This is a genomic window from Pseudomonas sp. LB1P83, assembly GCF_054897885.1.
This window is the reverse complement of the sequence record NZ_CM142709.1, coordinates 1,323,457-1,350,063: the sequence shown is the minus strand read 5'-3', so window position 1 is coordinate 1,350,063 and position 26,607 is coordinate 1,323,457. Positions and strand designations below refer to the sequence as shown.

Below are 26,607 nucleotides of genomic sequence, written 5' to 3'. Positions count from 1 at the left end.
GTTCTCAGGCCTGGTTCAGTTGTGCTTTGAGCAGATCGCGGAAGGTCTGGATCAGCGGCTCGCGACTGCGGCCACGGCGCACGATCATCGAAAACGGCGCCTGATAACCAAAGGTCGCCGGCAGCAATACGCGCAAATCGCCCTTGTCCGCCCAGGCCTGGGCGTAATGCTCCGGCAGGTAACCGATGTAGGCGCCGGACAGCACCAGAATCAGCTGCGCCTCCATACTTTCCACGGTGGCGGCGCTGTGTTTGAAACCGTGGCGGGCCAGTTCGGCCTGGCTCCAGTAACCACGGCCCACCATGCGCTGCTGGGTGATGACTTGTTCGGGAATGCGCCGCTCGGTGAACAGCGGATGACGGCTGCTGCAATACAGCCAGTGTTGTTCGCGGTACAGCGGCATGTAGACCAGGCCGCTCATGCGCGTGGAAAACGCGCCGATGGCCAGGTCGAGACGGTTGTCCTGCACGCCGAGTTGCAATTCGTAAGGGCTCATGACCGACAGGTGCAAATGCACGGCCGGGTGTTCCTGGCTGTAGGCGCCGATGGCTTCGGCGAAGGGCAAGGCCTTGTCGCTGACGGTGGAGTCGATGACGCCCAGGTTCAGCGTGCCGCGCAGTTCGCCCTTCAACGCCGCCGCGTATTGCTCGAAGCCTTCGAGCTCGCCCAACAGACGAAGGGTTTCCTGATGGAACAGTTCGCCCTTGCTGGTCAGACTGAAACCACCGCGACCGCGATGGCAGAGCACCAGGCCAAGGGCGGCTTCGAGCTGGCTCATGTAGGTGCTGATGGCCGAGGTCGAGAGGTTGAGCTCTTGCTGGGCGTTGGCGAACCCCTGATGACGGACCACGCTGACGAAAATGCGCAGGAGTTTCAGGTCGGGTAAAGCGTTGGCCATGGGGCACTCCAGCAGAAAACTTCAAACGTAGAAATCGTATAGCAACTGTCGAGCACCGTTCGGCTCTGTAGCAGCTGTCGAGCACCGCGAGGCAGCGTTCGGCTGCGCAGCAGTCGTGAAACCTGAACCCTGGGCATTCCTGAAAAACCGCGTTGATCGATTTTACGACTGCTTCGCAGCCGAACGCTGCCTCGCGGTGCTCGACAACTGCTACAGAATCGAGTGCAGGCTCGGCAGCTGCTACATGAGCATTGTGAGTCTATCGTCGTCATCGGCATTAGTTTAGAAAAATCTGAACTAAGTATTTGCCCGTAGCGATTCTTCCCGGCCACTACATTTCGCAGAATCGGCCCCCAACGGTGCCCGTACCTCCCCGGAGCGGCGCAACCGACATAAATAAAACAACGACGATGAGGCCTTACCCGTGGACAAGATTCTTCACCAACCACTGGGCGGCAATGAAATGCCGCGCTTCGGCGGCATCGCCACCATGATGCGACTCCCCCATTTGCCTACCGCTGCCGGTCTGGATGCTGCTTTCGTTGGCGTTCCGCTGGACATCGGCACCTCGCTGCGCCCTGGCACCCGTTTCGGACCTCGCGAAATCCGCGCTGAATCGGTGATGATCCGCCCGTACAACATGGCCACCGGCGCTGCACCGTTCGACTCGCTGTCGGTTGCCGACATCGGCGACGTGGCGATCAACACGTTCAACCTGCTGGACGCCGTACGGATCATCGAAGAATCCTACGACGCCATCCTCGAACACAACGTGATCCCGCTGACCCTGGGCGGCGACCACACCATCACCCTGCCGATCCTGCGCGCCATCCATAAGAAGCACGGCAAGGTCGGCCTGGTGCACATCGACGCTCACGCCGATGTGAACGATCACATGTTCGGCGAGAAAGTCGCCCACGGCACCACCTTCCGTCGCGCGGCCGAAGAAGGCCTGATCGATTGCGATCGCGTGGTGCAAATCGGTCTGCGCGCCCAAGGTTACACCTCTGAAGACTTCAACTGGAGCCGTAAACAGGGCTTCCGTGTGGTTCAGGCTGAAGAGTGCTGGCACAAGTCCCTGGCACCGCTGATGGCTGAAGTTCGCGAGAAAGTCGGCGGCGGTCCGGTGTACCTGACTTTTGACATCGACGGCATCGACCCAGCCTGGGCCCCAGGCACCGGCACCCCGGAAATTGGTGGTCTTACGACCATTCAGGCGATTGAGATCATTCGCGGCTGCCAAGGACTCGACCTGATCGGCTGCGATCTGGTAGAAGTCTCGCCCGCTTACGACACCACCGGCAACACCTCGCTGCTGGCCGCCAACTTGCTGTACGAAATGCTCTGCGTACTGCCTGGCGTGGCCCACCGCTGAGGATCGGTCATGAACGAACGTGATCAGGTTTTGAGAGCGGCTGCCGATCTGGTGTCCGCCTTCGCCCGTAACGATCGCGAAGCCTACTTCGGTGCGTTCAGCGCCGATGCCAGCTTCGTGTTCTACACCCTCGAGCAGCCTCTGCTGTCGCGCGATGCCTATCAGGCGTTGTGGGACACCTGGCGCACCGAGGATGGCTTCGAGGTGCTTGCGTGCACTTCAAGCAATGCCTTCGTCAGCCTGCAAGGTGACGTGGCGATTTTCATCCATGACGTGGCCACCGAGCTGCGCATGCAAGGGGAGCAACACTTCAGCCAGGAGCGCGAGACGATTGTGTTTCGCCGACAACAACAAGGCCTATGGCTGGCCTGCCACGAACATTTGTCCGCGATGCCGGAAGGGCTGCCACCCCCTTAGCCAAACAGGTGACGCTCACACACGATGAGCGCGCCTTTATGATCGGAGCTGATCATGAATAACAACAACAAAGACCAAAGCCTTACGCACATTGAAACCTACGGGGTCGAACAGATCCCGGACAACGAACGCACTGCAGGCCCGACGGACTTGTTCCGGATGATCTTCGGTGGTTCCAACACCTTTGCCACCGCCGTGCTCGGCAGTTTCCCGGTGCTGTTCGGCCTGTCTTTTCAGGCCGGCGTCTGGGCGATTGTGCTGGGCGTGCTGCTGGGCTCGCTGATCCTCGCGCCCATGGGCCTGTTCGGTCCGATCAATGGCACCAACAACGCCGTGTCTTCCGGTGCGCACTTCGGCGTGCACGGGCGGATCGTCGGTTCGTTTCTGTCGCTGTTGACCGCCATCGCCTTCTTCTCGCTGTCGGTGTGGAGTTCGGGTGATGCGCTGATCGGTGGCGCCAAACGCCTGATCGGTTTGCCGGAAACCGACCTGACCCTGGGCCTGGCCTACGGTCTGTTTGCGATTCTGGTGCTGACGGTCTGCATCTATGGCTTCCGCTTCCTGCTGTGGGTCAACAAGATCGCCGTGTGGAGCGCCAGCCTGCTGTTCCTGCTGGGCATCTTCGCGTTCGCCGGGCCTTTCGATGTGAACTACGCCGGCACCGTGAGCATGGGGCAGCCGGGTTTCTGGGCAGCCTTCATCGGCGCTGCACTGGTGGCGATGAGCAACCCGATTTCATTCGGTGCGTTCCTCGGTGACTGGTCGCGCTACATCCCGCGTGCCACTTCCAAGCGCCGGATCATGGCCGCCGTGGTGATCTCGCAGATCGCAACGTTCATCCCGTTTCTGTTCGGCCTCGCCACCGCCACCATCGTAGCGATCAAGGCACCGGACTACATCGCGGCCAACAACTACGTCGGCGGCCTGCTCGCGGTTTCGCCGAGCTGGTTCTTCCTGCCGGTGTGCCTGATCGCGGTGATCGGCGGCATGTCCACCGGCACCACTTCGCTCTATGGCACCGGGCTGGACATGTCCAGCGTGTTCCCTCGGGTGCTGTCGCGGGTCAAGGCGACGTTGCTGATCGGGGTGATGTCGATTGCCTTCATCTTCATCGGACGCTTTGCGGCGAACCTGGTGCAGAGCGTGTCGACCTTCGCCGTGCTGATCATCACCTGCACCACCCCGTGGATGGTGATCATGATCATCGGTCTGCTGGTGCGTCGCGGCTTCTATTGCCCGGATGACCTGCAAGTGTTCACCCGCGGCGAGAAAGGTGGCCGCTACTGGTTCACCCACGGCTGGAACTGGCGTGGGCTGGGTGCCTGGATCCCGAGTGCACTGGTGGGTTTGTGCTTTGTGAACCTGCCGGGGCAATTCGTTGGCCCGCTGGGTGAACTGGCGGGAGGCATCGACATCAGCCTGCCGGTGACCCTCGGCCTGGCGTCGCTGGTGTACCTGACGCTGCTGAGCCTGTTCCCGGAACCGGCCGCGGTGTTCGGACCGAACGATCCACGCAGCAAAGGCACGGATTCGCTCGGTAAACCGACGATGCGACAACCCGCCTGATTCAACGCACTACCTGTGGTCAACGCATTACCTGTAGGAGCGAGGCTTGCCCGCGAAGGCGGCGGCACATTCAACATCAATGTTGACTGACACACCGCCTTCGCGGGCAAGCCTCGCTCCTACAAGGAATGGGTATTTCCACAGGGATTGATTTTCGCCTCACCATAAAAAAGACAATCGGAGACACGCCATCATGGCTTTGGATTTATTCGTCGTACTCATCTACGCCGCCGCGATGCTGATACTCGGCTACTACGGCATGCGCAAGGCCAAGACCAACGAAGACTTTTTGGTCGCCGGTCGTAACCTCGGCCCGAGCCTGTACATGGGCACCATGGCCGCTACCGTTCTGGGCGGCGCCTCTACCGTCGGCACCGTGCGCCTGGGCTACGTCCATGGCATCTCCGGTTTCTGGCTCTGCGCGGCCCTCGGTTGCGGGATCGTGGCGCTGAACCTGTTCCTCGCCAAACCGCTGCTGAAACTGAAGATCTACACCGTTACCCAGGTGCTGGAAAAACGCTACAACCCGATGGCCCGCTCCGCGAGCGCGGTGATCATGCTGGCGTATGCGCTGATGATCGGCGTGGTCTCGATCCTGGCCATTGGCACCGTGCTGCAAGTACTGTTCGACCTGCCGTTCTGGCTGTCGGTACTGGTCGGCGGTGGCGTGGTGGTGATCTATTCGGCGATCGGCGGCATGTGGTCCCTGACCCTGACCGACATCGTCCAGTTCGTCATCAAGACCGTGGGCCTGATGTTCATCCTGTTGCCAATCTGCCTGTACCGCGTCGGTGGTTGGGATGAGTTGGTGTTGAAACTGCCGGCAACCGCCTTCAGCTTCACCACGATTGGCTGGGACACCATCATCACCTACTTCATGATCTACTTCTTCGGGATCCTGATCGGCCAAGACATCTGGCAGCGTGTGTTCACCGTCAAGAGCGCCAAAGTGGCTCAAGTCGCCGGTACCTTCGCAGGCTTCTACTGCATCCTTTACGGACTGGCCTGCGCCCTGATCGGCATGGCCGCTCATGTGCTGATCCCGGACCTGGACAACGTCAACAACGCCTTCGCCGCCATCGTCAAACTGTCCCTGCCGGACGGTATCCGTGGCCTGGTCATCGCTGCGGCACTGGCCGCCATGATGTCCACCGCCAGCGCCGGCCTGCTCGCCGCTGCCACCACCCTGACCGAAGACCTGCTGCCGAAACTGCGCGGCGGTAAACAGTCGAGCCTGGGCATCAACCGCCTGTTCACCCTGCTGACCGGCATCGCCGTGCTGGGTATCGCGCTGGTGGTGAACGACGTGATCAGCGCCCTGACCCTGGCCTACAACCTGCTGGTGGGCGGCATGCTGATCCCGCTGATCGGTGCAATCTTCTGGAAACGCGCAACCACCGCCGGCGCTATCGCCAGCATGGGCATGGGCTTTGCCACTGCGCTGCTGTTCATGTTCAAGGACGGTATGGACGCCAACACCCCGATCTACTACAGCCTCGGCGTCGGCCTGGTGAGCTTCGTCGTGGTCAGCTTGCTGTCCCGTCGCCCGGCAGCGGTGGCGAGTGCCATCTAAGCTTTCCATAACGACTTGATGCTTTCTTCGACGGGTGTGGCGTCGGTTGCCACACCCGTTTTTTTTCGTCTGGAGAAAACCTTTGATGAAGATTGTTTCTCGCGATCAGTGGTTCGAGGTCAAACAGCTCAGTGACGGCATTCGGCTGATTCACGAGCCTTACATCAGGCCCTTCTATCGCTGCAACCTCTGGCACATTCAGGGTCGCGACAAGGACTTGCTGCTGGACAGCGGTTCCGGGCTGGTGAGCCTGCGCGAACAACTGCCGTGGATCACCGAGCGGCCATTGGTGGCGGTGGCCAGTCATTGCCATTTCGACCACATCGCCGGGCATCACGAATTTCCGGAGCGGCTGGTGCATCCGGCAGAGGCCGACATCCTGGCGGCGCCTGACGGCGAAAACGATTTGAGCCGGGCATTTGTCGGTGACGAGATGTTCGAGGCGCATCCGGACTGCCCGCTGTGCTACGCCGAATACCGGGTCAAAGCCGCACCGGCCACGGGGATGATTGAAGAAGGCGACATGCTGGATCTGGGCAATCGCGTGCTGCACGTGCTGCACACGCCGGGGCATTCACCGGGAGGCATCAGCCTGTATGAAGCCGCGACCGAAACCCTGTTCAGCGGCGACATCATCTACGACGGTCCGCTGATCGAAGACGCCTACCACTCCAATCTCGACGACTACGCCCGCAGCCTGCAACGCTTGCGCGCGCTGCCAATCCGCACAGTACACGGCGGGCATTTCGGCAGTTTTTCCGGGGAACATTTGCGCACGATGATTGACGAGTGGCAACGCTCACACGCCTGAAGCCTGCTGTACTCAAACGCAGGGAAAACAACAATAACGCCCTCGAAGAACCATCATGAAAAGAGCTGCCGTCCGTGCCGCCGTGCATCGTTACATCAGCCGTCTGCTGGAGGGTCAGGATGACTTTGACGACAACGCCAGCCTGGCGCAGTTGGGATTGGATAAACAGGATATCGAAGAGCTGATCTTCCATCTGGAGGATGAGCTGGGCTTGACGGCGTTTACGGCGGAAGAAGACCGGATGCTCAAGAACGCCAGGACGGCGAATGATTTGAGTCGGTTTTTGATTGAGATCGGGCGGGATTGAGCCCGCCCACGATCTTGGATTCGCCTGTTTCCCTGTAGCAGCTGTCGAGCACCGCGAGGCAGCGTTCGACTGCGAAGCAGTCGTGAATCAGACGACGCGGTGTGTCAGGCAAATCTTGCAAACAGGGTTGACGACTGCTGCGTCCGAACGCGGCCCGAACCGAACGCTGCCTCGCGGTGCTCGACAGCTGCTACAACAACAGCAGCAGCGTTGCGATTACCGGCGGCGCTGCTGGCGTCGACGCTGTTCGTCGTCAGTGCGAATAGGCACAGGTTGCAGAGGCGGTTCGATCAAACCGAGTGCAACACCCAGATCGTGCAGCCAGTTTTGGATTTTCTCTTTCATGGTGCCCCCTTCAGGGTAGTGCCGAGCGACCGGAATTCTGTGGCCCCTTCGCACTGATAATAGTCCGAAGTCCTACGCATTGCTCGCCCAAATCCGCAATGATCTGTTACTGAATTGATCAAAATACCTGACCGATAGTTCAAGCTATCGCCGGGGCCTGAATCGGCGCCGACGGATAGACCGCCTGTTGCTGCTCAATCCACGCGTTCAGGTTGGCCCCGACCATGCCCTTGCGCCACATCAACCACGTCGTCGCGCGGGCAAACGGCTCCGCCAACGGGTGCACCGCCACACTTTCGCGGCCCGGCAGGCTGGCAAGCATCGACTCCGACATCAGCGCCACACCCGAGCCGGCAATCACACACGCCAGCATTCCCGGATAGGATTCAATCTCCATCGCCCGGCCCATGGCTGCGTGGTCATGGGCAAACCAGGCTTCCAGGCGCATCCGGTAGGAACAACCCTGCCGAAAGGTGAACACCGAGCGCCCTTCTACATCCAGGGCGCTGAGGATCGGCGGGTGATCGGCCTCGCTGATCAGCACCAGCCGCTCGTCGCATAACGGCACACCGTCCAGACCGGCCAGCTCCAGCGGGCCGTCCACCAGCGCCGCATCGAGACGACCGGTGAGCAAGCCTTCAAGCAATTCGCCACTGGGCCCGGACTGCACTTGCAGGTTCACCGCCGGGTAAGTGCGGTGATAACGCGCCAACAACCCCGGCAGATGAATCGCCGCCGTGCTGTACATGGTGCCCAGCACGAAGTCCCCGGCCGGTTGACCGCCCTGCACCGCTGCCTGGGCTTCGTCATGCAGGCTGAACAGTTTGGCGGTGTAGTCCAGCAGGACTTTTCCCGCAGGTGACAACTGCAAACGCTGACGCTCACGCACGAAGAGTTCTACGCCGAGCTGCTCTTCAAGTTGTTTAAGCCGCGTCGACAGGTTTGACGGCACCCGATGCAAACGTTCGGCAGCACGGGTTATCGAGCCTTCCTGCGCCACAGCCTGGAAGATCCGCAATTGGCTGAATTCCACGATCTTCTCCAAACCAGAACAAGTTGCTCAATATTATTCATTTTTAAAGAAAGTCAATCAGTCCTAGCCTGACGGTCATTGATCCATTGCCGGAACCCAGACCATGTCTCCGTTGATTCGCTTACTCGCCAGTTTTATTGCCCTGATGATGGCCATGGGCATCGGGCGCTTCGCCCTCACGCCGCAAATGCCACACTTGCTCAGTGAAGGTCAGATCGACCTGACCGCCGCCGGTCTGGTTGCCGCCGCCAACTACCTCGGCTACTTCGTCGGCGCCGTGGACGCGATGTTCTCTCGCCGTCCTGAACAGGTTCGCCGGCGATTGCTGGGTGGTTTGTGGTTGTGTGTGCTGCTGACGCTGGCGTCGTTCTGGGCCAACGGGTTCTGGTCGCACCTGGTGCTGCGATTCGGTACCGGCGTGGCCAGCGCCTGGGTGCTGGTGATGATTACGGCGTTGAGCCAGCCACTGGCAGCAGCCGCCGGTCGCCCGCGCCTTGGCGCCCTGGTATTTGCCGGACCGGGTTTGGGGATTTTTCTGACAGGGTTGCTGGCCTTGGGCTCGCACCTGCTGGGGCAGACTTCTGCAACCTTGTGGCTGGTGTATGCCGGTGTCGCACTGGTGATGCTGTTGGGCATTCTGCCGTTTTTGCCACAACCGACCGCAACCGTCGTTGCCGCACCGAGCGCAACCACTTCCAGCCATCAAGGCATGGGTCGTTTGGGTGTGATCTACGGGTTGTACGGCTTGGGCTACATCATCCCCGCCACTTTTCTTTCGCAAATGGCCAGCGCTCAGTTTCATGGCCAATGGCTGGCCGACCTGTTCTGGCCGTGCTTCGGCCTGGCGTCGGCTATCGGGGTGGTGCTGGTCAGCCTGCGTCGACCCCATCCGAATGGCACTCGCCACTGGCTGATCGCGACCTTATGGCTCCAGGCCGCCGGCGTCTTCGCCTGCCTGTTGGGCAGCGGGCCGGGTCTGGCGCTGGGGGTGATTCTTTGCGGCACGCCGTTCCTGGCCTGCATGCAACTGGTGATGCAACGTTCCCGGGAACTGGCGCCCCACGCCACCCAACGCAACGCCGGACTACTGACGGCGTGCTTCGCCGTGGGTCAGCTCGCCGGACCGTTGCTTGCAGCGATGAGCAGCCATTTCAGTGGCGGTTTGCAGCCAGCATTGGTGCTCGCCGGTAGCGGATTGCTGGTGGCTGGCGGGCTGTTGTTGCGTCCGGTCAATGCTGCCCAAGCGCTTTTCGCAAACGACGGCGCACCCACTGCTCAGCGCTGACAAACGTGATGCCCAGCAGCACCAACACCGCGCCGATGACGAAATTCAGGCTCAGCTCTTCACCCAGCAGCACCACGCCGAACGTGACACCAAACAGCGGCGTCATGAACGAAAACACCGCGAGGTTCGCGGCCAGATAACGGCGCAACAGCCAGAACCACGTCAGGTAGCTGAAGAACGACACGACCAGTCCCTGGAACAGCACACTCGCCACCGCCACGGTGGTCAGGCTGACATGGGTCACCTGACCGCTGAGAATCGCGATCAGCAACAGCCCGACGAAGCCAACGATCAGTTGATAAAACAGGGTCAGCGTGACGGGGGCTTCGGACAGTCGCGAGGCGCGCACCGCCACCGTGGTCGCGCCCCAGGATGCACCGGCCAGCACGCCCAACGCATCGCCCATCAACATGCGGTGATCGAGGTTGTCCCAGGACACCCCGCCAGCAAACGCGATGGCGATCCCAACGAAGGCGAGGAAAATCCCCAGCCACTGGACGGGTCTCAAACGCTCGCTTGGCAGCAGCCAGTGCACGCCCAGCGCGGTAAAAATCGGCGCGGTGTAAAGGAACACCGACATGTGTGCGGCCGTGGTCAATTGCAAGCCTTCGGAAATGAAGAAGAACTCCAGGCCAAACAGCCCACCGGCCAGCAAGCCGCCACGCCAAGTGCTACTGACCTGATCCCAGCCGCCCTTCCAGCAGATCAACAATCCTACGAGCAATGCGGAAATACCCGACCGCCCCGCCGCTTGCATGACCGGCGCGATGTCCGGCGCCGCCCATTTGATCATCACCTGCTGCACACCCCAGATCAGGCACAACCCGATCATCACTTGCAGGGCAAACCCATCGGCGCTACGCCGGGTGGCGCTCACCGGAAAACCTCGACAACACACAACATGGCAGTGACCCGACCGTAAAAACAAAGCCCCGGCCTGCTTGCTGAACAAACAGTACCGGGGCGAAAAATGAGGGTGTCGATTATTAACCAAACGGCCAGAAAATGCCGCTTCGACGAGACCTTAAAATTTCCTGGTGAACACGTCGAAAATCAATGGGGGAGTGCTCGCGATGACGGCCTCTCAAACCACGGAGATCACCGCGCCTTGCGCGCAGCCCAATACCCAGCGCTGCAAGCAACACACGTGGCAAAAGCGCCCCACGCCATATCCATCAATGCCAACTGTGCCGGCCACCCCTTTAACGTCGCCCAGTTGCTCAAGTCATACGTGCCATACGCCACCAATCCCAGAAGCGCCCCCAAACGGGCAGCACGCCGCCAGGTATTCGCCGGCAACACCACGAACACCACACAACCGAATACATAGAGAAGATAGAACACCGCTGCCGGGGCCAGCAGCGGTTGGTCGAGCATCAGCGAGCCGAGCAACGCCCGATACGTGGGCGCCATCAGCACGCCGAGCCAGAGGCCGTCGAGCACGAGAAACGCGAGCAAGGTGCCCGCGTATGCAAACAGCGCTTTTTTCATAGCCGCCCAACCCCATGTCATCGTCCTACATGGGGCCGGAGCGAGGTCAGCTTAGTTCAATGCGATCTGCATGAATGACGATCTGGCCATTCTTGTACAGCGCACCGATGGCCTTCTTGAAGTTGCCTTTGCTGACACCAAACATGCTGGTAATCACGGTCGGGTCGCTCTTGTCGCTGACCGGCAGGCTGCCGTTGTTTTCACGCAACTTGGCGAGAATCTTCGAATTGAGGCTGGTAGCCGCTTCTTCGCCCACCGGTTGCAGGCTCAGGCTGATCTTGCCGTCGGCACGGACTTCTTTGATAAAGCCCTTCTCTTCCTTGCCAGCGCGCATGAACTTGAAGATTTCGTTCTTGTGGATCAGGCCCCAGTGCTTGTTGTTGATGATTGCCTTGAAGCCCATGTCGGTCGCTTCGGCCACCAGCAAATCAACTTCCTGGCCTGGGGTGTAATTGGCCGTGGTTTTGTCGAGGTAGCGGTCCAGGCGCGCCGTCGCGGTGATGCGGCGGGTGTGCTTGTCGAGGTAGACGTGCACCACGACATATTCGCCGGCCGTCATCTGGCGCTTTTCTTCGGAGTACGGCAGCAGCAGATCCTTCGGCAGACCCCAATCCAGGAAAACGCCGATGCTGTTGACTTCAACGACTTTCAAACTGGCGAATTCACCGACCTGAACTTTCGGCGTTTCGGTAGTTGCGATGAGTTTGTCATCGCTGTCCAGATAAACAAAAACGTTGAGCCAATCTTCATCTTCGCTGGGAATATCTTTGGGAATATAACGATTAGGCAGGAGGATTTCGCCGTCCGCGCCACCGTCAAGATATAAACCGAAGTTAGTGTGTTTAACCACTTGCAAACTGTTGTAGCGCCCGACTAAAGCCATTTCCAATACCCTCATTGCGTGGGCGGCATTCTACCCGTTTTTCCGGGCGGCGTTTCTGTGGCCGGCCCGGTGACAGCAGAAATTCTTCTGAAGGCCTTCATTTTCCTGGGTTCTGCCTCAGGTCTTTGGCCGCTCGTCAGGCCGAACGGGGGATTTCACTCCTGCCAGCCCATCAGAATTTCATACGTTTCCACCGTCGTTCTTAGTTAAAACAGCAGCTTAGGGGCGTATTTCCAATATTAACTTGTGAGTCATTACGCCCCTACGATGTGTATTTTGAGGGGATATTTGCCAAGCAATTGTCAAGTATTTCCTGTACGATGCCTGGCCAAGTTAATTTTCTACAGGTTAATGGCCGCCATGCGTGTAAAAGCATCCAACAGCAAAGCAAAGCCAGCTCCAGCCGTTGAAACCAGCGAATCGATCAACAACCAGATTGCTGCGTTCCTCAAGTCCGGCGGCGAGATCCAGCAAATTGCCAAAGGCGTCAGCGGCCAGACGTTCGGCCCGTCCAAGCAGATCACTTTGGGCAAGAAGTAACACTCCCCCAAATATCTGCCGCGTCACCTGGTCCGTAAGCGCTTTGAGCTTCGAAGCGCTTGGACTGGAACCCTCCTCGCAACACCCCGCCAAACACACCCATATTTCAAAAATCGACGAACGGCCGTCAATGCCGATCATTCGCCGGTATGCTTGCACACGTCTAGATCAAGCGTTTCAGTAGGTTTTCGTTCCTGCTCCCCGCTGTCATGGAGTGACGCATGCTCAAACCCTCCTGTTTATTGCTCGGCACCCTGCTGTCGTGTTCGGTCGCCAACGCGCAAGTCTTTCAGCGTGAATTGGGCGTCTTCGATCTCAAACTCGGCACCACCCCCAGCCGCAGCATGGCCCAGGGGCTGGTCAAACCTTCCAGCACCGGCTCATTCCACGGTGGTCTCGACCTGAGCCACGACAGCGGTTTTTACGTAGGGCAATGGGCACCGAGCATGGGTTTGACGCCGGGGGCCAAACTGGAAGTCGACTCCTACTTGGGCTTTAAACAGCCTTTCGACAATACCCTCGGGTACGAAGTCGGCATGATCCGTTACAGCTATCCGAAAGTGGACACCCTCGACAGCCAGGAGCTGTTCGGTGGCCTGACTTTTCTCGGCAGCCGTTTCGGCGCCGCGTTCAGCAACGACCCGGACAAACAGAACAGCACCGTCTTCGCCGACCTGGGCGGCAATCAGCCGTTCGGCATCGGGATCAGCATGAAATACACCACCCACCAGCTCAACACGCCGGCGTCCGTCGACGGTGGGTACATCGGCAGTTTCACCGATTGGTCCGTGCAACTTTCCCGGCCGTTCATGGGCGTCGACCTGGACCTGATCTACAGCGACTCAAGCCTCAGCGGCAGCGACTGCTCCGCCTATTCCGGGCACAACACCCAATGCGACGGGCTGGTCACCCTCAAGGCCGAGCGCGCCTTCTATTGATCGGCTGAACTGCCGGGCACATTCTGCGTTCACATAAGAATCCACTCAAGAAGCCAGGCCTTCGCAAGGACTCGCCCATGTCGCGCTGGTTGAAGTATCTCGCCGTCATCATCACCCTCAGTCTCGCCCTTGGCGCGTGCAGCCGCGTGGGCCTGGCCTACCGCAACCTTGACGTGATCATTCCGTGGACGCTCAGCGACTACCTGGACATGAACGGCGAACAAAAAGGCTGGTTCAACGAGCGCCTCAAGGAACACTTGAGCTGGCACTGCACCACGCAATTGCCGGGCTACCTCGACTGGCTGGACCGCTTGCAGGTCATGGTCGAGACCAATCAGGTCACCGACGCCGCGCTGCAAACCCGCACTCAGGAAGCCAAAGCCGCCATCGCCCAGACCGCCCGGGAAATCACCCCCTCGGCCATCGAATTATTACAGGGACTGGATGACAAGCAAGTCGCGGAGATGAACGACGCTTTCGCCAAGGACCAACGCAAACGCCAGGAGGATTACGTTAAACCGTCTCTTGATCAGCAGATCAAACAGCGCGCCGAGCGCATGGAAAAACGCTTGAATGACTGGCTGGGTCCGCTCAGCCCGACCCAGCAACAACGGGTGGTCACCTGGTCGAACGCTTTGGGTGACCAGAACACGGAATGGATCGCCAACCGTGTCCATTGGCAGAAGCAGTTCAGTGCGGCGGTTGCGCAGCGCCAGAGTCCGCAATTCCCACAACGCATCGAGACGCTTCTGGTGAATCGCGAGAGTTTATGGACGCCGGCGTACCGTCAGGCTTTTGCCAACACAGAAGCGCAGGCACGAAGCTTGTTTGTGGATTTGATGGCTGAGAGTACGCCAGCTCAGCGTCAGCGGCTGTTGAAAAAGATTGAAGGGGTGCGCAAGGACTTCAACGATTTGAAATGCCTGAGAGCTGCACAGAAAGGCTAAGCCCAACACAAATCAAAATGTGGGAGTGAGCCTGCTCGCGATTGCGGAGTATCAGACAACGACGATGTCTACTGACACTCCGCAATCGCGAGCAGGTCGAATCGTTGCACCGTCACTCCCACATTAGTTATCGGTGGTCTTCAGGCAATCTGCGCCTTCGATGCCACCTCATCAAACGTCACCTCATCCAGCGCATCTTCCTGCTCATCCAACACCTGGCGCGGATGATCATTACCCGGAATGCTGCTGTCGATCAGGCTCAACAAACTCGAACCTCGCGGCGTCAAATTGTAATTGGAGCCGGTGCCGCCCTGCTCTTCGGGCCGAGGCTCAATGTAACCGCGCGCCAGCAGTAATTTTTCGTACTCGCCGGCCACCGCTTTCAGGTGATCCAGGTTTTCAGTCACTTCCCCTTTCGACGCTTTCTCCGCCGCATACCGTTCGGCATACGCTCTCGGCGTATAACTGGCCTCACCGTTTTGCACTTCGTGCAGCAAGCGTTCAATCAAATCCCAGTTGTAAGTTGTCATCCTGATTCAACCTCCAAAGCCTGTGAGTGAGATGGCCTTCTTAAGTTGTGACCGGCACCGCGCGCAGCCGTTCAGCCGATGTTTTCGCGGCCACCGACCGGCGGTATGTCGAATTGGGCGCAGGTCAAACGACTAGGCTGTGTAAGTCACCTCCCAGCATTGCGAAGGAGAACAACTGATGAACGTTCAGAATCATCCTGTCGTGTCCCGCGAAGAATGGCTCGCCGCCCGCAAACAACACCTGGCCCACGAAAAAGCCTTCACCAAAGAACGGGACAAACTCAGCGCCGAACGCCGCGCCCTGCCCTGGGTGAAAATCGACAAGGACTACCACTTCCAAGGCCCCCACGGCGAACTCAAACTCGCCGACCTGTTCGGCGGCCGCAGCCAATTGGTTATCTACCACTTCATGTTCGCCGCCGGATGGGACGAAGGCTGCCCCGGCTGCTCGTTCCTGTCCGACCACATCGACGGCGCCAACCAGCACCTGGCTCACCATGACGTGGCCGTGGTGGCGGTTTCCCACGCACCGTTTGCCGAATTCCAGGCCTTCAAACGGCGCATGGGCTGGAAATTCGATTGGGTGTCGTCAGAAGGCTGCGATTTCAACTACGACTTTGGCGTCACCGCCCGAGCCGAAGACGTCGCTGCCGGTAAAGCCACCTACAACTACGAAAAATCCGACGGCGCCGAAGAAGAACTTCCCGGCCTCAGCGTGTTTTATCGCAATGAAGCGGGAGAAATCTTTCACACCTATTCCACCTATGCCCGAGGCCTGGACATGTTGGTCGGGGCCTATAACTACCTCGACCTCATGCCCAAGGGGCGCAATGAAGAGCAGATCATGGAATGGGTGAAGCACCATGACAAATACGAAGACAAGACGTCGTCGAGTTGCTGCCATGGGGGATAGTTCGCGCTAAAACACATAACAACTTTCAGGTCTCAGAGTCTCGAATCGCCACGACCGGATCACGCCATCGGCCGTGGTGTACACCGAGTAGCTGCAATCGAACAACCAGTTGAAGTAGTAGCGATTGCCGTCGCCCTCGACCACTCGCTCATAGCGGTGTTCGTGATTGTTCGGGGACCACAACATGAGCCGACAGCGATCATCGCAAGGGCCGTTTTCGATGTTGGGCATTGGCTTCCCCACCAGGCTGTTGGCGCTATCGATCCATGCTGAACGAGAAGGTCCGCAAGCTGATAGCGAGAGGGCCAGCAACATCAATACCAATTTTGGAAACATGTCCGATCCTTGGGCATAGAGGTGCGCAAAAAAGGGGCAGCTTCACTGAGTAGGCACTGGATAGGGGGAAGATTTATTTTCTAGTCATTGCACCAATGGCAAACAAATAAATCCGTCCCCTTTTCTACAAGGTCTTCGAACTGCACGCGACCAACAAGAGCATGCTCGTTGATGCATGAGCGCCCTCTTCGACTAATGCGATGGCCTCCAGCAATCGGTCACAATTCTGCGGAATCTGCGCGATTGCACCTAGGACGCTGCAGAAGTACAGGCTATAGCGCTGCGCATCGTCCTGCTCAGAAAACACCTCGGCCGTAGCATGAAAACTTGTCGTGCATTGGAGTAGGTTCCCCCGGCGACGTGATAAAACTTAAGTTCCATGGGCATCCTTAAAATTTGGGGCCCCCTCAGGTTCCGCCCCCTGTTTGCGTTGCTCGTTTTTCTTACGGCAGTTTAAATGTAACTACTGACTCTTCCGACTCAGGCAATCCCAGAAAATACCTCCACTGCTCTAGAACGATTCGCCACTCCTCTAGGGTAAATTTGCCCTCGGGCTGTCCATTCCAATCGTCGTTGACGCGGATGTCGACTTGCACACCTGAAGCGTCCATAGTCAGTGCAACATCGTTCCCGCCAGTTTCGACAGACTGTTCCGAACCGTTTTCGATAGATGCAATATAACCAAGTAATCGATCGCAATCTTGTGGGATCTGGGCAATAGCGTCTAGCACAGAGCATATATAGAGCTCATAGCGCGGGGCATTTTCTCCCGAAGAAACCGTCGCACCCCGGCAATACAAATGCCCTAAAACAGCGTCATACCCCGCGTAAATATGGCAAAACTTCAGTTCCATTTCTCTCTCCTGCTTTAAGGTTTGTAGAGTGGGTAAACGGTTGCTCTTGGGGAAGTGTACCCGGTTACTTTAACACCGGAAGGCGTCCAGGAAGTCCAGCGGCTCCCATTTACTACTTTCCTAGGACTATTCCAAGCGCCATCAATTTCATCTATCAATTGTGCTTTAGTCCAAGAGGCAGGGAACATCGTATTTATCGAATTGTTAGTCCTTTTGGTCAGCCACTGACCTGGGTTTTTTGGGTCCGGAACCTGAACAGTGGCCCGATATACACCAGATGCGTCAGGAGCCGACTGTGATCCGGGAACAATTCTTACATCGCCATTCAATAATGTATGCGCCCCCGTCGGATTGCCATCCCTATCATCGGAAATCAGGGACAGACCACGTTTAATCGAAGAAGCACTGTCCCACTCTCAGAATAAACGTGGTCTGTCCCCGTTTATCCCGCTGTTGGCCGCTTCGTTGAGTTTGGCGATCCAGCCGCAACAGAAAAGGGGACAAATTTATTTACTCACCAAACCGACCAAGTAATAAATAAATTCGCCCCCCTTTTCTTCCACTTATCCTCCATCAGTCAAATTCAATAGCATCCAGAATAACTTGCAACTTTACCGGATCAGCAGCACCACCAAAATAGTATTCATTACCGCCAAAATCCTTGAGATCCTCAGGTGCTCCCTTCCAATAAAGCACATAATAAATCTCATCCAAAACTTCTTCCAGTGCGCCACCATCTTGAAATGTTGACACGCGAATATAGGGACCATAAACCTCATCCAGCTGGACCAAAATTCGCTCACCAGTTTTTGAGTCAATCATCTCATCAGTCCCATTTAATACTATCAAACCATTCCAGCTCCGCTCTGGTCGGAGCTCGCTTATCACCTTGTTTATTCACAGCGTCTTCAAATTTTACTGGTCTAGTGCGACCTGGAACGTAAGGATTACTCTCGGTTTCCTTAACTCTAGTTCGCGTCATATCAAACTCGGTGCCGTCCTTGAACACTATTTTTACACCAGGCTCTCCTGGTTGACCACCTAGACGGGTTTCATTTTTCGTTGTTCTTGTCGTAATGGTTCCAATCTCCTTCGGTGTTGTCGTTCCCTTTCCAGCTCCTAGACCAGGAATAATTCCGACGCCCATTCTTACAAAATCTGCAGCAATCCTAGTCAGGACACTACCGTTCGAAGAACTCACATCTGCAGCCATGGCCCCTGCAGAGCTTAAATTTCCTTCCTGTATATGAGCTACTAAGTGAGCTGATCCTCCCTTACCTTCGCTTCTCAGCTGCTCAATCAGTGCAGTCAGTTTCTGATCGTCATCCACCAGACCATGTGCAATTGTTTGACAGATTTTGGGGGATCGCGTGCAAAGTTCTTCACGCTCCGCCTCTCGTTGGCTGTCGAGGGCGGCGTATCGATCTCTAACCGCTCGCTTCTCTTCCTCGGTCTCCTTGCTGTCCATTTCCGCCAGCATTTCTTTCACCTCGCGGTGATAGAGATAGTTGTAAGTCGTGGCATTCCCCGCAATGCTGGCTCCCTGCTGAAGATCCCCATCTACCGCCGCAGCGGCCACAAGCCCGGTTAACTGCGACATCATTACGTGCAACTGGTCGTTGCCATCCGCAAGGCTGATCAGCTGATTCATCATCACTTCGTTAAGCCCTGCCGCCGCTGCGCCGGTGGCAAAATCGCCCCCCAGCGCCTGCGATAACAGGCCGCCCATCAACGCATGAGCAACGACTTTCTCGAGGCTGCCTTCTGGGAACTTGATGGTGTCGCCAATCCAGTCAAACCCGGTAGCCATGGCCACATTGCCAGCCTCCCCCAACAGTGCCGCACCGAGGTTGTCGCCAAAACTGCCGCCACCAATCGCGGTTGAGATGCTGCTGGAGATCACCGCACGGCCAGCTACCCGTGTCGCAATGTCGGTGAAGTTGGTGCTGGTGAGGATATTTGCTGAGTTGCTACCTCCAGCTGCAGAGGCAAACCAGTTCTGGTCCGCATAATTGAGTATCCCAGCGGTGAACCCGGCAATGGCGGCGCCTTTGAGGCTGTCAGCACTGAATGTTTCCTTGAACGCAGCGCCCAGATTGCCTTTGTTGCTGATGGTGCTGGTAACAGCAGTGGTCGCCAGACTCGTGGCAACGGCGCCCCCGGCAGTAGCCCCCACCAAGCCCAATCCTGCCGGGCCCATGATGAAAGACATCAGGATGGCGATGGCGATTTTTGCCCCCGCCCCGAGCCCTGAATTGTCGTACTTGAAGCTCTCGTGAATCTCCTTCACCTGACGCCAGTCGATGTCGCCGCGTGCTTCGGCTTGCTTCAACCAGGCCAGTTGCGGATCGGCCTTGACCATCGCATCAATGGATTGACTGACGCTTTGCTGATCGACTTGTTTGATGTCGATGCTGATCTGGCCAGCCGCTTTGATCACCAGTCGTCCCTGGGCGACGAGTTGGCTCTGACGAAGGGTTTCATCCGTGGAGCCCGAACCTTTGGCTTCGAACCAGGCCAAGTCTCCATCGCTTTTGGTATGGCTCTCGTCGTGAAGGTCCTTCACCCCTTCAAACGTAATGTTTCCACCGCTGTCGAGGATGATGTCCCGATCACTGTTGAGCTTCGCCACCTGATACCGCTGATCCCCACCGCTGGACAGCGTCAGGTCACCACCGGACTTGATCTGCATACCAATATGGGTGATCTGCGTCACCTCATCGCGCTGGGTCTTTTCACTGCCCCAACCACCGCTTTTTTTCATGTCGTACAGCGAATAGTCGCTGTTTTGCGCAGCCAGCAGTTGCAGGTCGCCGTCGGCGTGCAGGTAGGCTTCTTTGCCGGCGCTGATGTCGCTGGCGATCAGGGTCATGTCCTTGCCGGACTTGAGCGTGAGTTTGCCGCCGGCCTCCAGTGTGGTGCCGACCTGGCTGACGTGGTCTTCCTGTCGGGTTTCTTTTTTGTCCTTGAAGTAGCTGTGTTGTTCGTCGGCGGCAGTGGCGAACAGCAGGTCGCCTTTGGCGTCCATCGTCACGTCGCCCTTGGCGTCGAGCTTGCTCGCCACCACGGTCACGTCGCCGCCGGAATTGACTGTCAGGCCACCGCCCGCACTGACGCTGGAGCCATGCTGGGTGAGGGTTGAGTCGAGGAAGTTGGTACGGCTTTCGGACTTGCGCTCCTCCACGGAGGTGATGGTGACGTCGCGCTTGGCATCGATGTCCATGTTGCCACCGCTTTTCAACACACCACCGGTGTTGATCACATCGCGACCGGAGTTGATCACCAGTTTGTTGGCGGCTTCGATCCGTGCGGCGTTGTCCACGAAGTCTCGTGCGTGGCTGTAGTCGCCGACGCTGCTGTCGTGGGAGGTCACCGTGCGTTCGTTGATCACATCGCCGTTCGTGGTCGTGAGCGTCACGTCCCGCCCGGCAATGATGCCCCCCGCCTTGTTGGTCAGGTTATTAGTGGCGAGCACCTTCAACTGATCCCCCGCCTCCAGCAACCCGCTGCTGACCAGATCATTCTTGGCCGTCGCATCAAGGTTCTGGCTGGCGCGCAGGGTGCCGGCGTTGTTCAGGTCTTTGCCGGCGATGAGGGTCACGTCGCTGCCCTGGATCAGCGCGCCGTTGGCCGCCAGGCGATTGTTGGCGTTGGCCAGGTACAGCACCGGCACCAGGACTTTTTCGCCGTTCACTTCGTGTTCTTCGAGCCAGACGATGTCGTGGGTCAGGGCCGCGACTTGTTGTGAAGTGAGGGTCACGCCGAGGCTCAGGTTGAGCTGGTCCTTGCTGGCGATGGCGTTGTTCATCAGGTACTTGTAGAGCGCTTCGTCCGAGATCTGGCCGTCGATGAAGCGCTGGCCGGTGCGGGCGACCACGGCTTGCTGGATCAGTTTCTGCTCGTAGAGACCGTCGCCCAGGCGCTTGGCACTCTGGTCGGGGTCGTAGCCCAGGCCGGACAGTAGGTAGTCCGAACTCATGAACTGCTTGAGGTCGGTGAGTACCGGGTTGGTTTCGATCAGGTATTTGTGCGGCTGGGATTTGCCGGCGCTGTTCGGCAGGCCTTGCACGCGGTTGATAGTGACCGGCGTACTGGTGGACGAGGTGACACTGGCGCCGGTGAGGGTCCAGCTTTGCGGGCCGGTGGCGGTCGGGTTGGTGCTGCCTTCCTGGCTCAGACGGAACAGGCCGTTCTGGCTGGTGGGCAGGCTGAAGCCGGGGAGCGTCAGCGGGTTGACTTGCTGCTGGGCCAGGTCGGGGGCGAGTTGCTGGTTGATCTGGATCGGCGTCGAGTAACCACTGCCCGCGCCGGTGTCGGTTGTGGTGCGACCCGCCGCCACATAGGCATAGAACGGGCGGACCACGCTGTTGTTGATGTTCTGGGTGGCATCGAGGGTGACGTTTCCACCTGCCTGGATGATTGCATCCAGAGACTCGCCGTTGATGATGCGGCTGCTGGTCGGCAGGGTTTCGCCCATCCAGGCCAGAAAGTTGCTCATGTCCTGTTCGACGGTGGCCGAAGGTGTCGGGTTGTTTCGTTGGGTGAAGAGGTCAGCCATGCCAATGGCCGAGGCGGTTTCGTTGACCCAGCTCACGAATCGTCGGGTGGTTTCGATGTCCTGCTCTTGCACACCTTTGTTGTTGATCGTCGACGCCGTGATCTTTAAATCCCCGGCGGCGGTCATGCTACTGCTGGTGTTGTTCACTTCGCCGGCGTTAATCGTCAGGTCCGCGCCGCTGTTGATCGAGGCGGCTTCAGAATGAAGCGTGATCTTCAAGCGATCGGTTTCTGCAATTTCCCAAAGACCGTTGATGCGGCCACCGCCACGGCTGTCACATCCATAGGCAATCAGCGTGCATGACAACTGAGTGATGGTCGCGACACTTTTCTCATGCTCGGTGTACTGCAACACATCCATGACGTTGTTAACCGTCGTGGCGGCGATCGTCAGGTCGCCGGTGCTATCAATCCCTCCAGACCTGTTGTCCAGCAGATCAGCCTTGGTGCCGTTTTTGTCCCTGGCGATGAGCGTGTTGCCCAGGCTGTAGACCTGCCCGTAGCTGTTAGTGAAGCTGGGGCTCAGGAGCTGCATGTCTGCGCCACTGAAGATCAAGCCCCGGTCGTTGCGTAACACACCTGTGGTCAACGTCAGGTTCTTGCCGGCGCCCACGGTGCCGGTATTGTTTACGCCACCGGCCGTCAGGGTCAGGTCGGCCGCCGAGGTCAGGCGACCTGCGTTAGTGAGCAGTCCCCCCACGGAAATGGTGGTGTTGCCACCACCGGCGATGCTCGATGCGGCAGTGAGGTTCAGTTGTGCAGCGCTGAGGCCAAGCGTTCCCAGGCTGCTGACCCGACCATTGCCCGAGTACGTGCCACCCAGATTCAGGCTCAGGGTGCCGTCACTCGCGATCAGGCCATCGTTGTTCCAATTGCCGCCGTTGCCGGTCAGTGTGCTGACGGCCAGCAGTTGACCGCTGGCCGTCTGGTTGAGGCTGTTGATGTTGACGGTCAGGCGATCGGCCTGGATCAGGCTGCTGTTGGTCCAGTTGGCGGCGGTCAGGGTCAGGCCACCACGGGTGACAAAGTTGCCGCCAGCGCTGCCCAGTTGCCCGGTGGCGATGTCGAAGATACCGGTGCCGACGTGCAGCACGTTGCCGCCGGCGTTCTGCAAGCTACCGGCAGTGAGGGCCAGGTTGGTGTTGGCGGATTCCACGGTGCCATTGCGGTTATCGAACAGGCCGCCGATGGCGAACGTGGTTTTACCATTGCCGCCTAGCGCGCGAAGTTGACCGGTCTGGTTATCGAGGCTGGCGGCGGAAATGGTCAGGGTGCTTTCGCTTTCGATGATGCCCAGGCGGTTGTTCAATGCGCCACGCAGACTCAGGTCGATCTGCTGCCCGCCGATCTGCCCGTCGTTGTCGCCACTGTTGTCGAAGTCTTTAGCCGTGACGCTGACCAACCCCTTGGCGTAGAGGCCGCCATTGCGGTTGTCGAAGTTGCCGTTGGTGCCGGTATCGACGATGGCGTCACCGGTTTGCGCGGTTATCCGCCCGCCGTAGTTGTCGATGCCGGCCAGTGCCTTGAGGTCCAGGCTCTGGGCTTGAATGATCCCGACCTGACGGTTGTTGTTCAGGTCATAGCCGTTGCGCAATACACCCGTGATGTGGCTGCTGAAGGCGCCTTGCAGGCTGGAGAGCACACCGCCGCGGCTGTCGAGGCTGGCGGCGGTAATGTCGAGGTTGCCGCCCTTGGCGACGATGCGCCCGCTCTGGTTGTCGATGGCGCCGCGGGTTTTTACCGTCAGGTCGCCCTCGCTTTGCAGAGAGCCCTTGGCGTTGTCGAGGCTGGCGGCATTGAGTGTCAGGCCGGCGACGCTGCTGAAGATCTGACCGCCTGCGCTGTTCTGCACGGAACCACTGGCCGTGAGCGTCAACAGATCGTTGGCCGCGACAGTGCCACCATTGCGGTTATCGAGACCACCGGTCAACAGGCTCAGTAAACCCTGGCTGATCAATTTGCCGTTCTGGTTATTGATCTGCTGCGCGCGCTGAATGACCAGCGGGCCGTTGCTCGCCAGTTTGCCGCTGGTATTGGTCAAGGTGCCGAGCAGATCGAGGGTGATCGCGCCATTACCGGCCAAGGTACCGGCGCTGTTGTTCAGGTCAGTACCGGTGAAACTGATGTCCTGTTGTGCATTGATCGTTGCGTTGGTGTTGTCGAGCGCTTTGGCCTGGATATCCAGAGCGGCGCCGCTGTCGATCAAACCACCTTGGGCGTTATTCAGTGTTCCGGCGATGACGAAGGTTTGCGCACCGGCACTGGAAAGAATGCCGTTGTCGCTGTTGTCGAGGCTGGCCGCCGTGACCTTCAACGTGCCGTTACTGACCAGAGCGCCGGCGTTGCTGTTACGCACGGCACCGGTAAGGTCCACCAGCACGTCACCGTTGCGGCTGGACAAGGTGCCGTGATTGCGGTTGTCGAGGCTGCCGCCTAGAAGGCTCAGGCTTTGCCAACCGGAAATCAGACCATTGAGGTTAGTGGTGGTAGCGGCGCTAAGGTCCAGTTGCTGACGACTGATGAGCTTGCCATCGCTGTTGTCCAGGTGGCGACCCGTCAGCGTGTAGCTTTGGCTGCTGGAGATTTCACCACTCTGGTTGTTCAAGTCCCGCAGGTTGCGCAGGCTCAGTTGCCCGGTGGTGGTGATCAGGCCGTTGGCGTTGTTCAGGTCACCCATGGCGCCGCTGAAGTCGATGGCAATGGCGCTGCCAAGCAACGAGCCGCCATTCTGGTTGTTCAAACTCGCCGCGTTGATGTTCAGGTTTTGAGTGGCGTTGATCAGCCCTTGGTCCTGATTGTCGAGTTGGCCGTTAACCCGAAGTTCGAGGCCGGCACGACTGGTGAGGGTGCCGCCGTTGTTGTTCAGGCTACCGGCCTGTACATCGACGCTTGCCGCCGCGATCAGGCCTTTGATGTTGGTCAGCGCCTGCTGTATGCGTAGGGTCACCGCTTGATTGCCGAGCAGTTTGCCGTTGCTGTTGTCGAGGCTGTCGGCCGCCAGCGTGAAAGCCTGGGCGCTGGAAATTTCGCCGTTGCGGTTGTCCACCTGCGCGAGGTTTTTCAGCACCAGCACCGGGGCGTTGATCAAACCGTTCTGGTTGTTCAGCTCGCCGTGATTCAGATCCAGGGTCAGCAACGTGCCACTGGTGAGTTGCCCGCCATCGTGTTGGTCGAGGCCACTGACGGTGGCCGTCAGGGCCTTGTTGCTGGCGATCCGGCCCTTGTTGCCGTTATCGACCTTGCCGGCGTTGACGCTCAGGCTGTCGAGGCTGGTCAGTTTGCCGCCCTGGTTGTTCACCAAACCCGTGGCGGTGATGCTCAAAGCCTGACCGGCGTTCACCAGTCCCGCCACGTTATCCAGCGTGGCCATGCGCAACGTCGCGGTCGCCAGGCTCGAGAGTTCGCCATTGCGATTGTTCAGGTGGCCAAGGGTTGCGCTGAGATGGCCGGTACTGGTGATCAGACCGTTGCCGTTGAGCACCTGATTGGCGGTGAGATTGAGGTTGCCACTGCTCAACACCCGCCCGTTGTTCTGGTTATCCAGGGTTGCAGCAGTGATATTGGCGGTTTGCCCGGCGCTCAGCGTGCCGTTCTGGTTGCCCAGGGTCTGGCTGGTGTTGACCGTCAGGTTGCGGCTGGCAACCACGCTCTTGCCGGTGTTGGTGAGGTTCTGCGCGCTCAGGCTCACATCGCCGTTGGCGTTGCGACTGTTATCGGCATTGACCCCGGCTTCGATGATGCCGTTGTTGGTCAACTGCCCGCCGGCACTTAGGGCGATGGTGTCGCGAGCGGCGAGGGTTTGCTGGTTGGTCAGGTTGTCTTGGGTTTGCACGTTTAGCGCCGTGCCCGCATAGACCGGACCACGTACATCCAGGCTCGCGGCTTTGACATTGACCGCGCCATTGGTCGCCGAGGTGTCGACCAAGCTTAATTGGCCGCTGGCATCGAGCTGAATATCGCCACCGCTGGCGATCAGTTTGCCGTCGAGTTTCACCCCGACCCCGGCCTCGGTGCCGACCAGCTTGATCGCCCCGGCGTACATGCCGCCCAGCGCCGACGAGTCGATGGCCAGTTGCGGTTTGGCGCTGCCATCATCGGCGCGTACGGTGGCGTTGAGCGTCTGTGCATTGACGTCGTTGCGACCGGCCACAATCGTCAGGTTTTTCGCCTGAATCTCGGCGTTGATCTTCGCGCTGCGGGTGATGATTTCGAAGCTGTCGACATTGTTGGCATTGAGCCCGGCGCCGTCGATGGCAATGCTGCCCTGATCGACCTGAAAGCGATCCAGACGCCCGTTGTCCAGTACCGGTTTGCCGGTGGTCAAGGTCACGCGCGGGGTGTTAATGAAACCGCACCCGTTGCAGCTGATGCCATAAGGGTTGGCGACGATGACACGAGCGGACTGCCCCGCCACTTCCGTGTACCCGCGCAACTGACTCGGGCTGCCGCCGACCACTTCGTTAAGAATGGTTTGCGCCGCGACCCGGTTGGTGAGGTTGGGGTTACCGACGATGATGCCGCCCAACTGCGTCGCGCCGGTCTGATTGGCGACGTTGTTGAGGATGACGCCCTGGGTGCCGACGTTGTAATCGTGAAACTGGTTATGCGACAGGCCGGTGCCATTGGGCGTGGCGATATTGACGATCGGCACGCCATTGCCCGCTTGCCCAAGACTGGTCCCCGGCGTCGCCACCACGATCCCTTCGGCCTGGGCCCACATCGGTTGCCAGAACATGACGTTGGCCAACAGGAACGCTAGTCCGCGCTTGGGCATGCCCCAGAAGTGCTCGCGGTTTTTTACGGCAGCGGAAGGCTGGCGAGCGAGAAAAGCGTAGTGGCGAACGTCCATGTCAGATATCTCGATGCATCAGGGCAAGGGGAAATAGCAAATCGAAGGCGAAATTCAGCCAAGGCCAGTGCAAAAGGCATCGACCGTGGGTAACGACAAAATGGGCAGGGAGACGGCTGGATCAGAATGTCCAGTGCGTGGCGTAACGCGCCTTCGCCA

General features: G+C 58.7%; 23 protein-coding genes. 11 read left to right on the top strand and 12 right to left on the bottom strand.

Going from position 1 to position 26,607, the window contains the following annotated elements:
• Positions 1-4 precede the first annotated feature (4 nt).
• Complete coding sequence (locus ACYZTY_RS06140) at positions 5-898, bottom strand: LysR family transcriptional regulator (RefSeq protein ID WP_007945995.1); 894 nt, start codon at positions 896-898, stop codon at positions 5-7.
• A 424-nt stretch (positions 899-1,322) separates the two neighbouring features.
• Between ACYZTY_RS06140 and speB the strand changes: the two genes are divergently transcribed.
• The 6 genes from speB (at position 1,323) to ACYZTY_RS06110 (ending at position 6,947) form a co-directional block, all read left to right on the top strand.
• Entirely contained in the window at positions 1,323-2,273 is a 951-nt protein-coding gene (gene speB, locus ACYZTY_RS06135; protein WP_010462004.1) for an agmatinase, read from the top strand.
• A gap of 9 nt (positions 2,274-2,282) precedes the next feature.
• Positions 2,283-2,690, top strand: coding sequence for a YybH family protein (locus tag ACYZTY_RS06130; protein WP_461957729.1), 408 nt, complete (start codon positions 2,283-2,285; stop codon positions 2,688-2,690).
• A 54-nt stretch (positions 2,691-2,744) separates the two neighbouring features.
• Entirely contained in the window at positions 2,745-4,256 is a 1,512-nt protein-coding gene (locus ACYZTY_RS06125; protein WP_461957728.1) for a purine-cytosine permease family protein, read from the top strand.
• Positions 4,257-4,449: 193 nt separating this feature from the next.
• Positions 4,450-5,829, top strand: a complete 1,380-nt coding sequence (locus ACYZTY_RS06120; RefSeq protein WP_461957727.1) for a sodium:solute symporter family protein — start codon at positions 4,450-4,452, stop codon at positions 5,827-5,829.
• An 85-nt stretch (positions 5,830-5,914) separates the two neighbouring features.
• Complete coding sequence (locus tag ACYZTY_RS06115) at positions 5,915-6,640, top strand: MBL fold metallo-hydrolase (protein WP_461957726.1); 726 nt, start codon at positions 5,915-5,917, stop codon at positions 6,638-6,640.
• A 55-nt stretch (positions 6,641-6,695) separates the two neighbouring features.
• On the top strand, positions 6,696-6,947 hold the full coding sequence (locus tag ACYZTY_RS06110; protein ID WP_461957725.1) for an acyl carrier protein: 252 nt from the start codon (positions 6,696-6,698) through the stop codon (positions 6,945-6,947).
• Positions 6,948-7,163: 216 nt separating this feature from the next.
• On the opposite strand, the gene ACYZTY_RS06105 is transcribed toward ACYZTY_RS06110, so the two are convergent.
• The gene (locus ACYZTY_RS06105; RefSeq protein WP_007914492.1) at positions 7,164-7,292 is read right to left on the bottom strand and encodes a PA1414 family protein; all 129 of its coding nucleotides are present in this window, start codon (positions 7,290-7,292) and stop codon (positions 7,164-7,166) included.
• 139 nt (positions 7,293-7,431) lie between these two features.
• Positions 7,432-8,325 (bottom strand): putrescine utilization regulator PtrR, encoded by an 894-nt coding sequence (ptrR, locus tag ACYZTY_RS06100; RefSeq protein ID WP_461957724.1) that lies wholly within the window; start codon positions 8,323-8,325, stop codon positions 7,432-7,434.
• A gap of 103 nt (positions 8,326-8,428) precedes the next feature.
• Between ptrR and ACYZTY_RS06095 the strand changes: the two genes are divergently transcribed.
• Positions 8,429-9,610 (top strand): MFS transporter, encoded by a 1,182-nt coding sequence (locus ACYZTY_RS06095; protein ID WP_461957723.1) that lies wholly within the window; start codon positions 8,429-8,431, stop codon positions 9,608-9,610.
• On the opposite strand, the gene ACYZTY_RS06090 is transcribed toward ACYZTY_RS06095, so the two are convergent.
• From ACYZTY_RS06090 to ACYZTY_RS06080, 3 genes are all read right to left on the bottom strand, one after another.
• Positions 9,555-10,487, bottom strand: a complete 933-nt coding sequence (locus ACYZTY_RS06090) for a DMT family transporter (protein WP_461957722.1) — start codon at positions 10,485-10,487, stop codon at positions 9,555-9,557. The genes ACYZTY_RS06095 and ACYZTY_RS06090 overlap by 56 nt on opposite strands.
• Before the next feature lie 221 nt (positions 10,488-10,708).
• Complete coding sequence (locus ACYZTY_RS06085; protein WP_461957721.1) at positions 10,709-11,101, bottom strand: DUF2177 family protein; 393 nt, start codon at positions 11,099-11,101, stop codon at positions 10,709-10,711.
• A gap of 46 nt (positions 11,102-11,147) precedes the next feature.
• Positions 11,148-11,984, bottom strand: coding sequence for a CvfB family protein (locus ACYZTY_RS06080; protein ID WP_461957720.1), 837 nt, complete (start codon positions 11,982-11,984; stop codon positions 11,148-11,150).
• Positions 11,985-12,335: 351 nt separating this feature from the next.
• Between ACYZTY_RS06080 and ACYZTY_RS06075 the strand changes: the two genes are divergently transcribed.
• From ACYZTY_RS06075 to ACYZTY_RS06065, 3 genes are all read left to right on the top strand, one after another.
• A complete protein-coding gene (locus tag ACYZTY_RS06075) occupies positions 12,336-12,524 on the top strand; it encodes a hypothetical protein (RefSeq protein ID WP_017337097.1) in 189 nt (62 codons plus the stop codon).
• Between the two features lie 221 nt (positions 12,525-12,745).
• The gene (locus ACYZTY_RS06070) at positions 12,746-13,462 is read left to right on the top strand and encodes a TorF family putative porin (RefSeq protein WP_461957719.1); all 717 of its coding nucleotides are present in this window, start codon (positions 12,746-12,748) and stop codon (positions 13,460-13,462) included.
• Positions 13,463-13,539: 77 nt separating this feature from the next.
• The gene (locus tag ACYZTY_RS06065) at positions 13,540-14,409 is read left to right on the top strand and encodes a DUF6279 family lipoprotein (protein ID WP_461957718.1); all 870 of its coding nucleotides are present in this window, start codon (positions 13,540-13,542) and stop codon (positions 14,407-14,409) included.
• Positions 14,410-14,549: 140 nt separating this feature from the next.
• On the opposite strand, the gene ACYZTY_RS06060 is transcribed toward ACYZTY_RS06065, so the two are convergent.
• Positions 14,550-14,939 (bottom strand): transcriptional regulator, encoded by a 390-nt coding sequence (locus ACYZTY_RS06060; RefSeq protein WP_461957717.1) that lies wholly within the window; start codon positions 14,937-14,939, stop codon positions 14,550-14,552.
• A 178-nt stretch (positions 14,940-15,117) separates the two neighbouring features.
• On the opposite strand from ACYZTY_RS06060, the gene ACYZTY_RS06055 reads away from it, so the two are divergent.
• Positions 15,118-15,852, top strand: coding sequence for a DUF899 domain-containing protein (locus ACYZTY_RS06055; RefSeq protein ID WP_461957716.1), 735 nt, complete (start codon positions 15,118-15,120; stop codon positions 15,850-15,852).
• Between the two features lie 6 nt (positions 15,853-15,858).
• Here the strand turns inward: ACYZTY_RS06055 and ACYZTY_RS06050 are convergent, their stop codons facing one another.
• The 5 genes from ACYZTY_RS06050 to ACYZTY_RS06030 all read right to left on the bottom strand — a co-directional run bounded on the left by ACYZTY_RS06050 (position 15,859) and on the right by ACYZTY_RS06030 (position 26,448).
• Positions 15,859-16,083 (bottom strand): hypothetical protein, encoded by a 225-nt coding sequence (locus ACYZTY_RS06050; RefSeq protein WP_461957715.1) that lies wholly within the window; start codon positions 16,081-16,083, stop codon positions 15,859-15,861.
• A 548-nt stretch (positions 16,084-16,631) separates the two neighbouring features.
• Positions 16,632-17,042: a hypothetical protein gene (locus tag ACYZTY_RS06045; RefSeq protein WP_461957714.1), complete on the bottom strand. Its 411-nt coding sequence runs from the start codon at positions 17,040-17,042 to the stop codon at positions 16,632-16,634.
• A 14-nt stretch (positions 17,043-17,056) separates the two neighbouring features.
• Complete coding sequence (locus ACYZTY_RS06040) at positions 17,057-17,371, bottom strand: EndoU domain-containing protein (RefSeq protein WP_461957713.1); 315 nt, start codon at positions 17,369-17,371, stop codon at positions 17,057-17,059.
• A gap of 244 nt (positions 17,372-17,615) precedes the next feature.
• The gene (locus tag ACYZTY_RS06035; RefSeq protein WP_461957712.1) at positions 17,616-17,864 is read right to left on the bottom strand and encodes a hypothetical protein; all 249 of its coding nucleotides are present in this window, start codon (positions 17,862-17,864) and stop codon (positions 17,616-17,618) included.
• A gap of 4 nt (positions 17,865-17,868) precedes the next feature.
• Positions 17,869-26,448: a two-partner secretion domain-containing protein gene (locus ACYZTY_RS06030; protein WP_461957711.1), complete on the bottom strand. Its 8,580-nt coding sequence runs from the start codon at positions 26,446-26,448 to the stop codon at positions 17,869-17,871.
• Between the last annotated feature and the right edge of the window lie 159 nt (positions 26,449-26,607).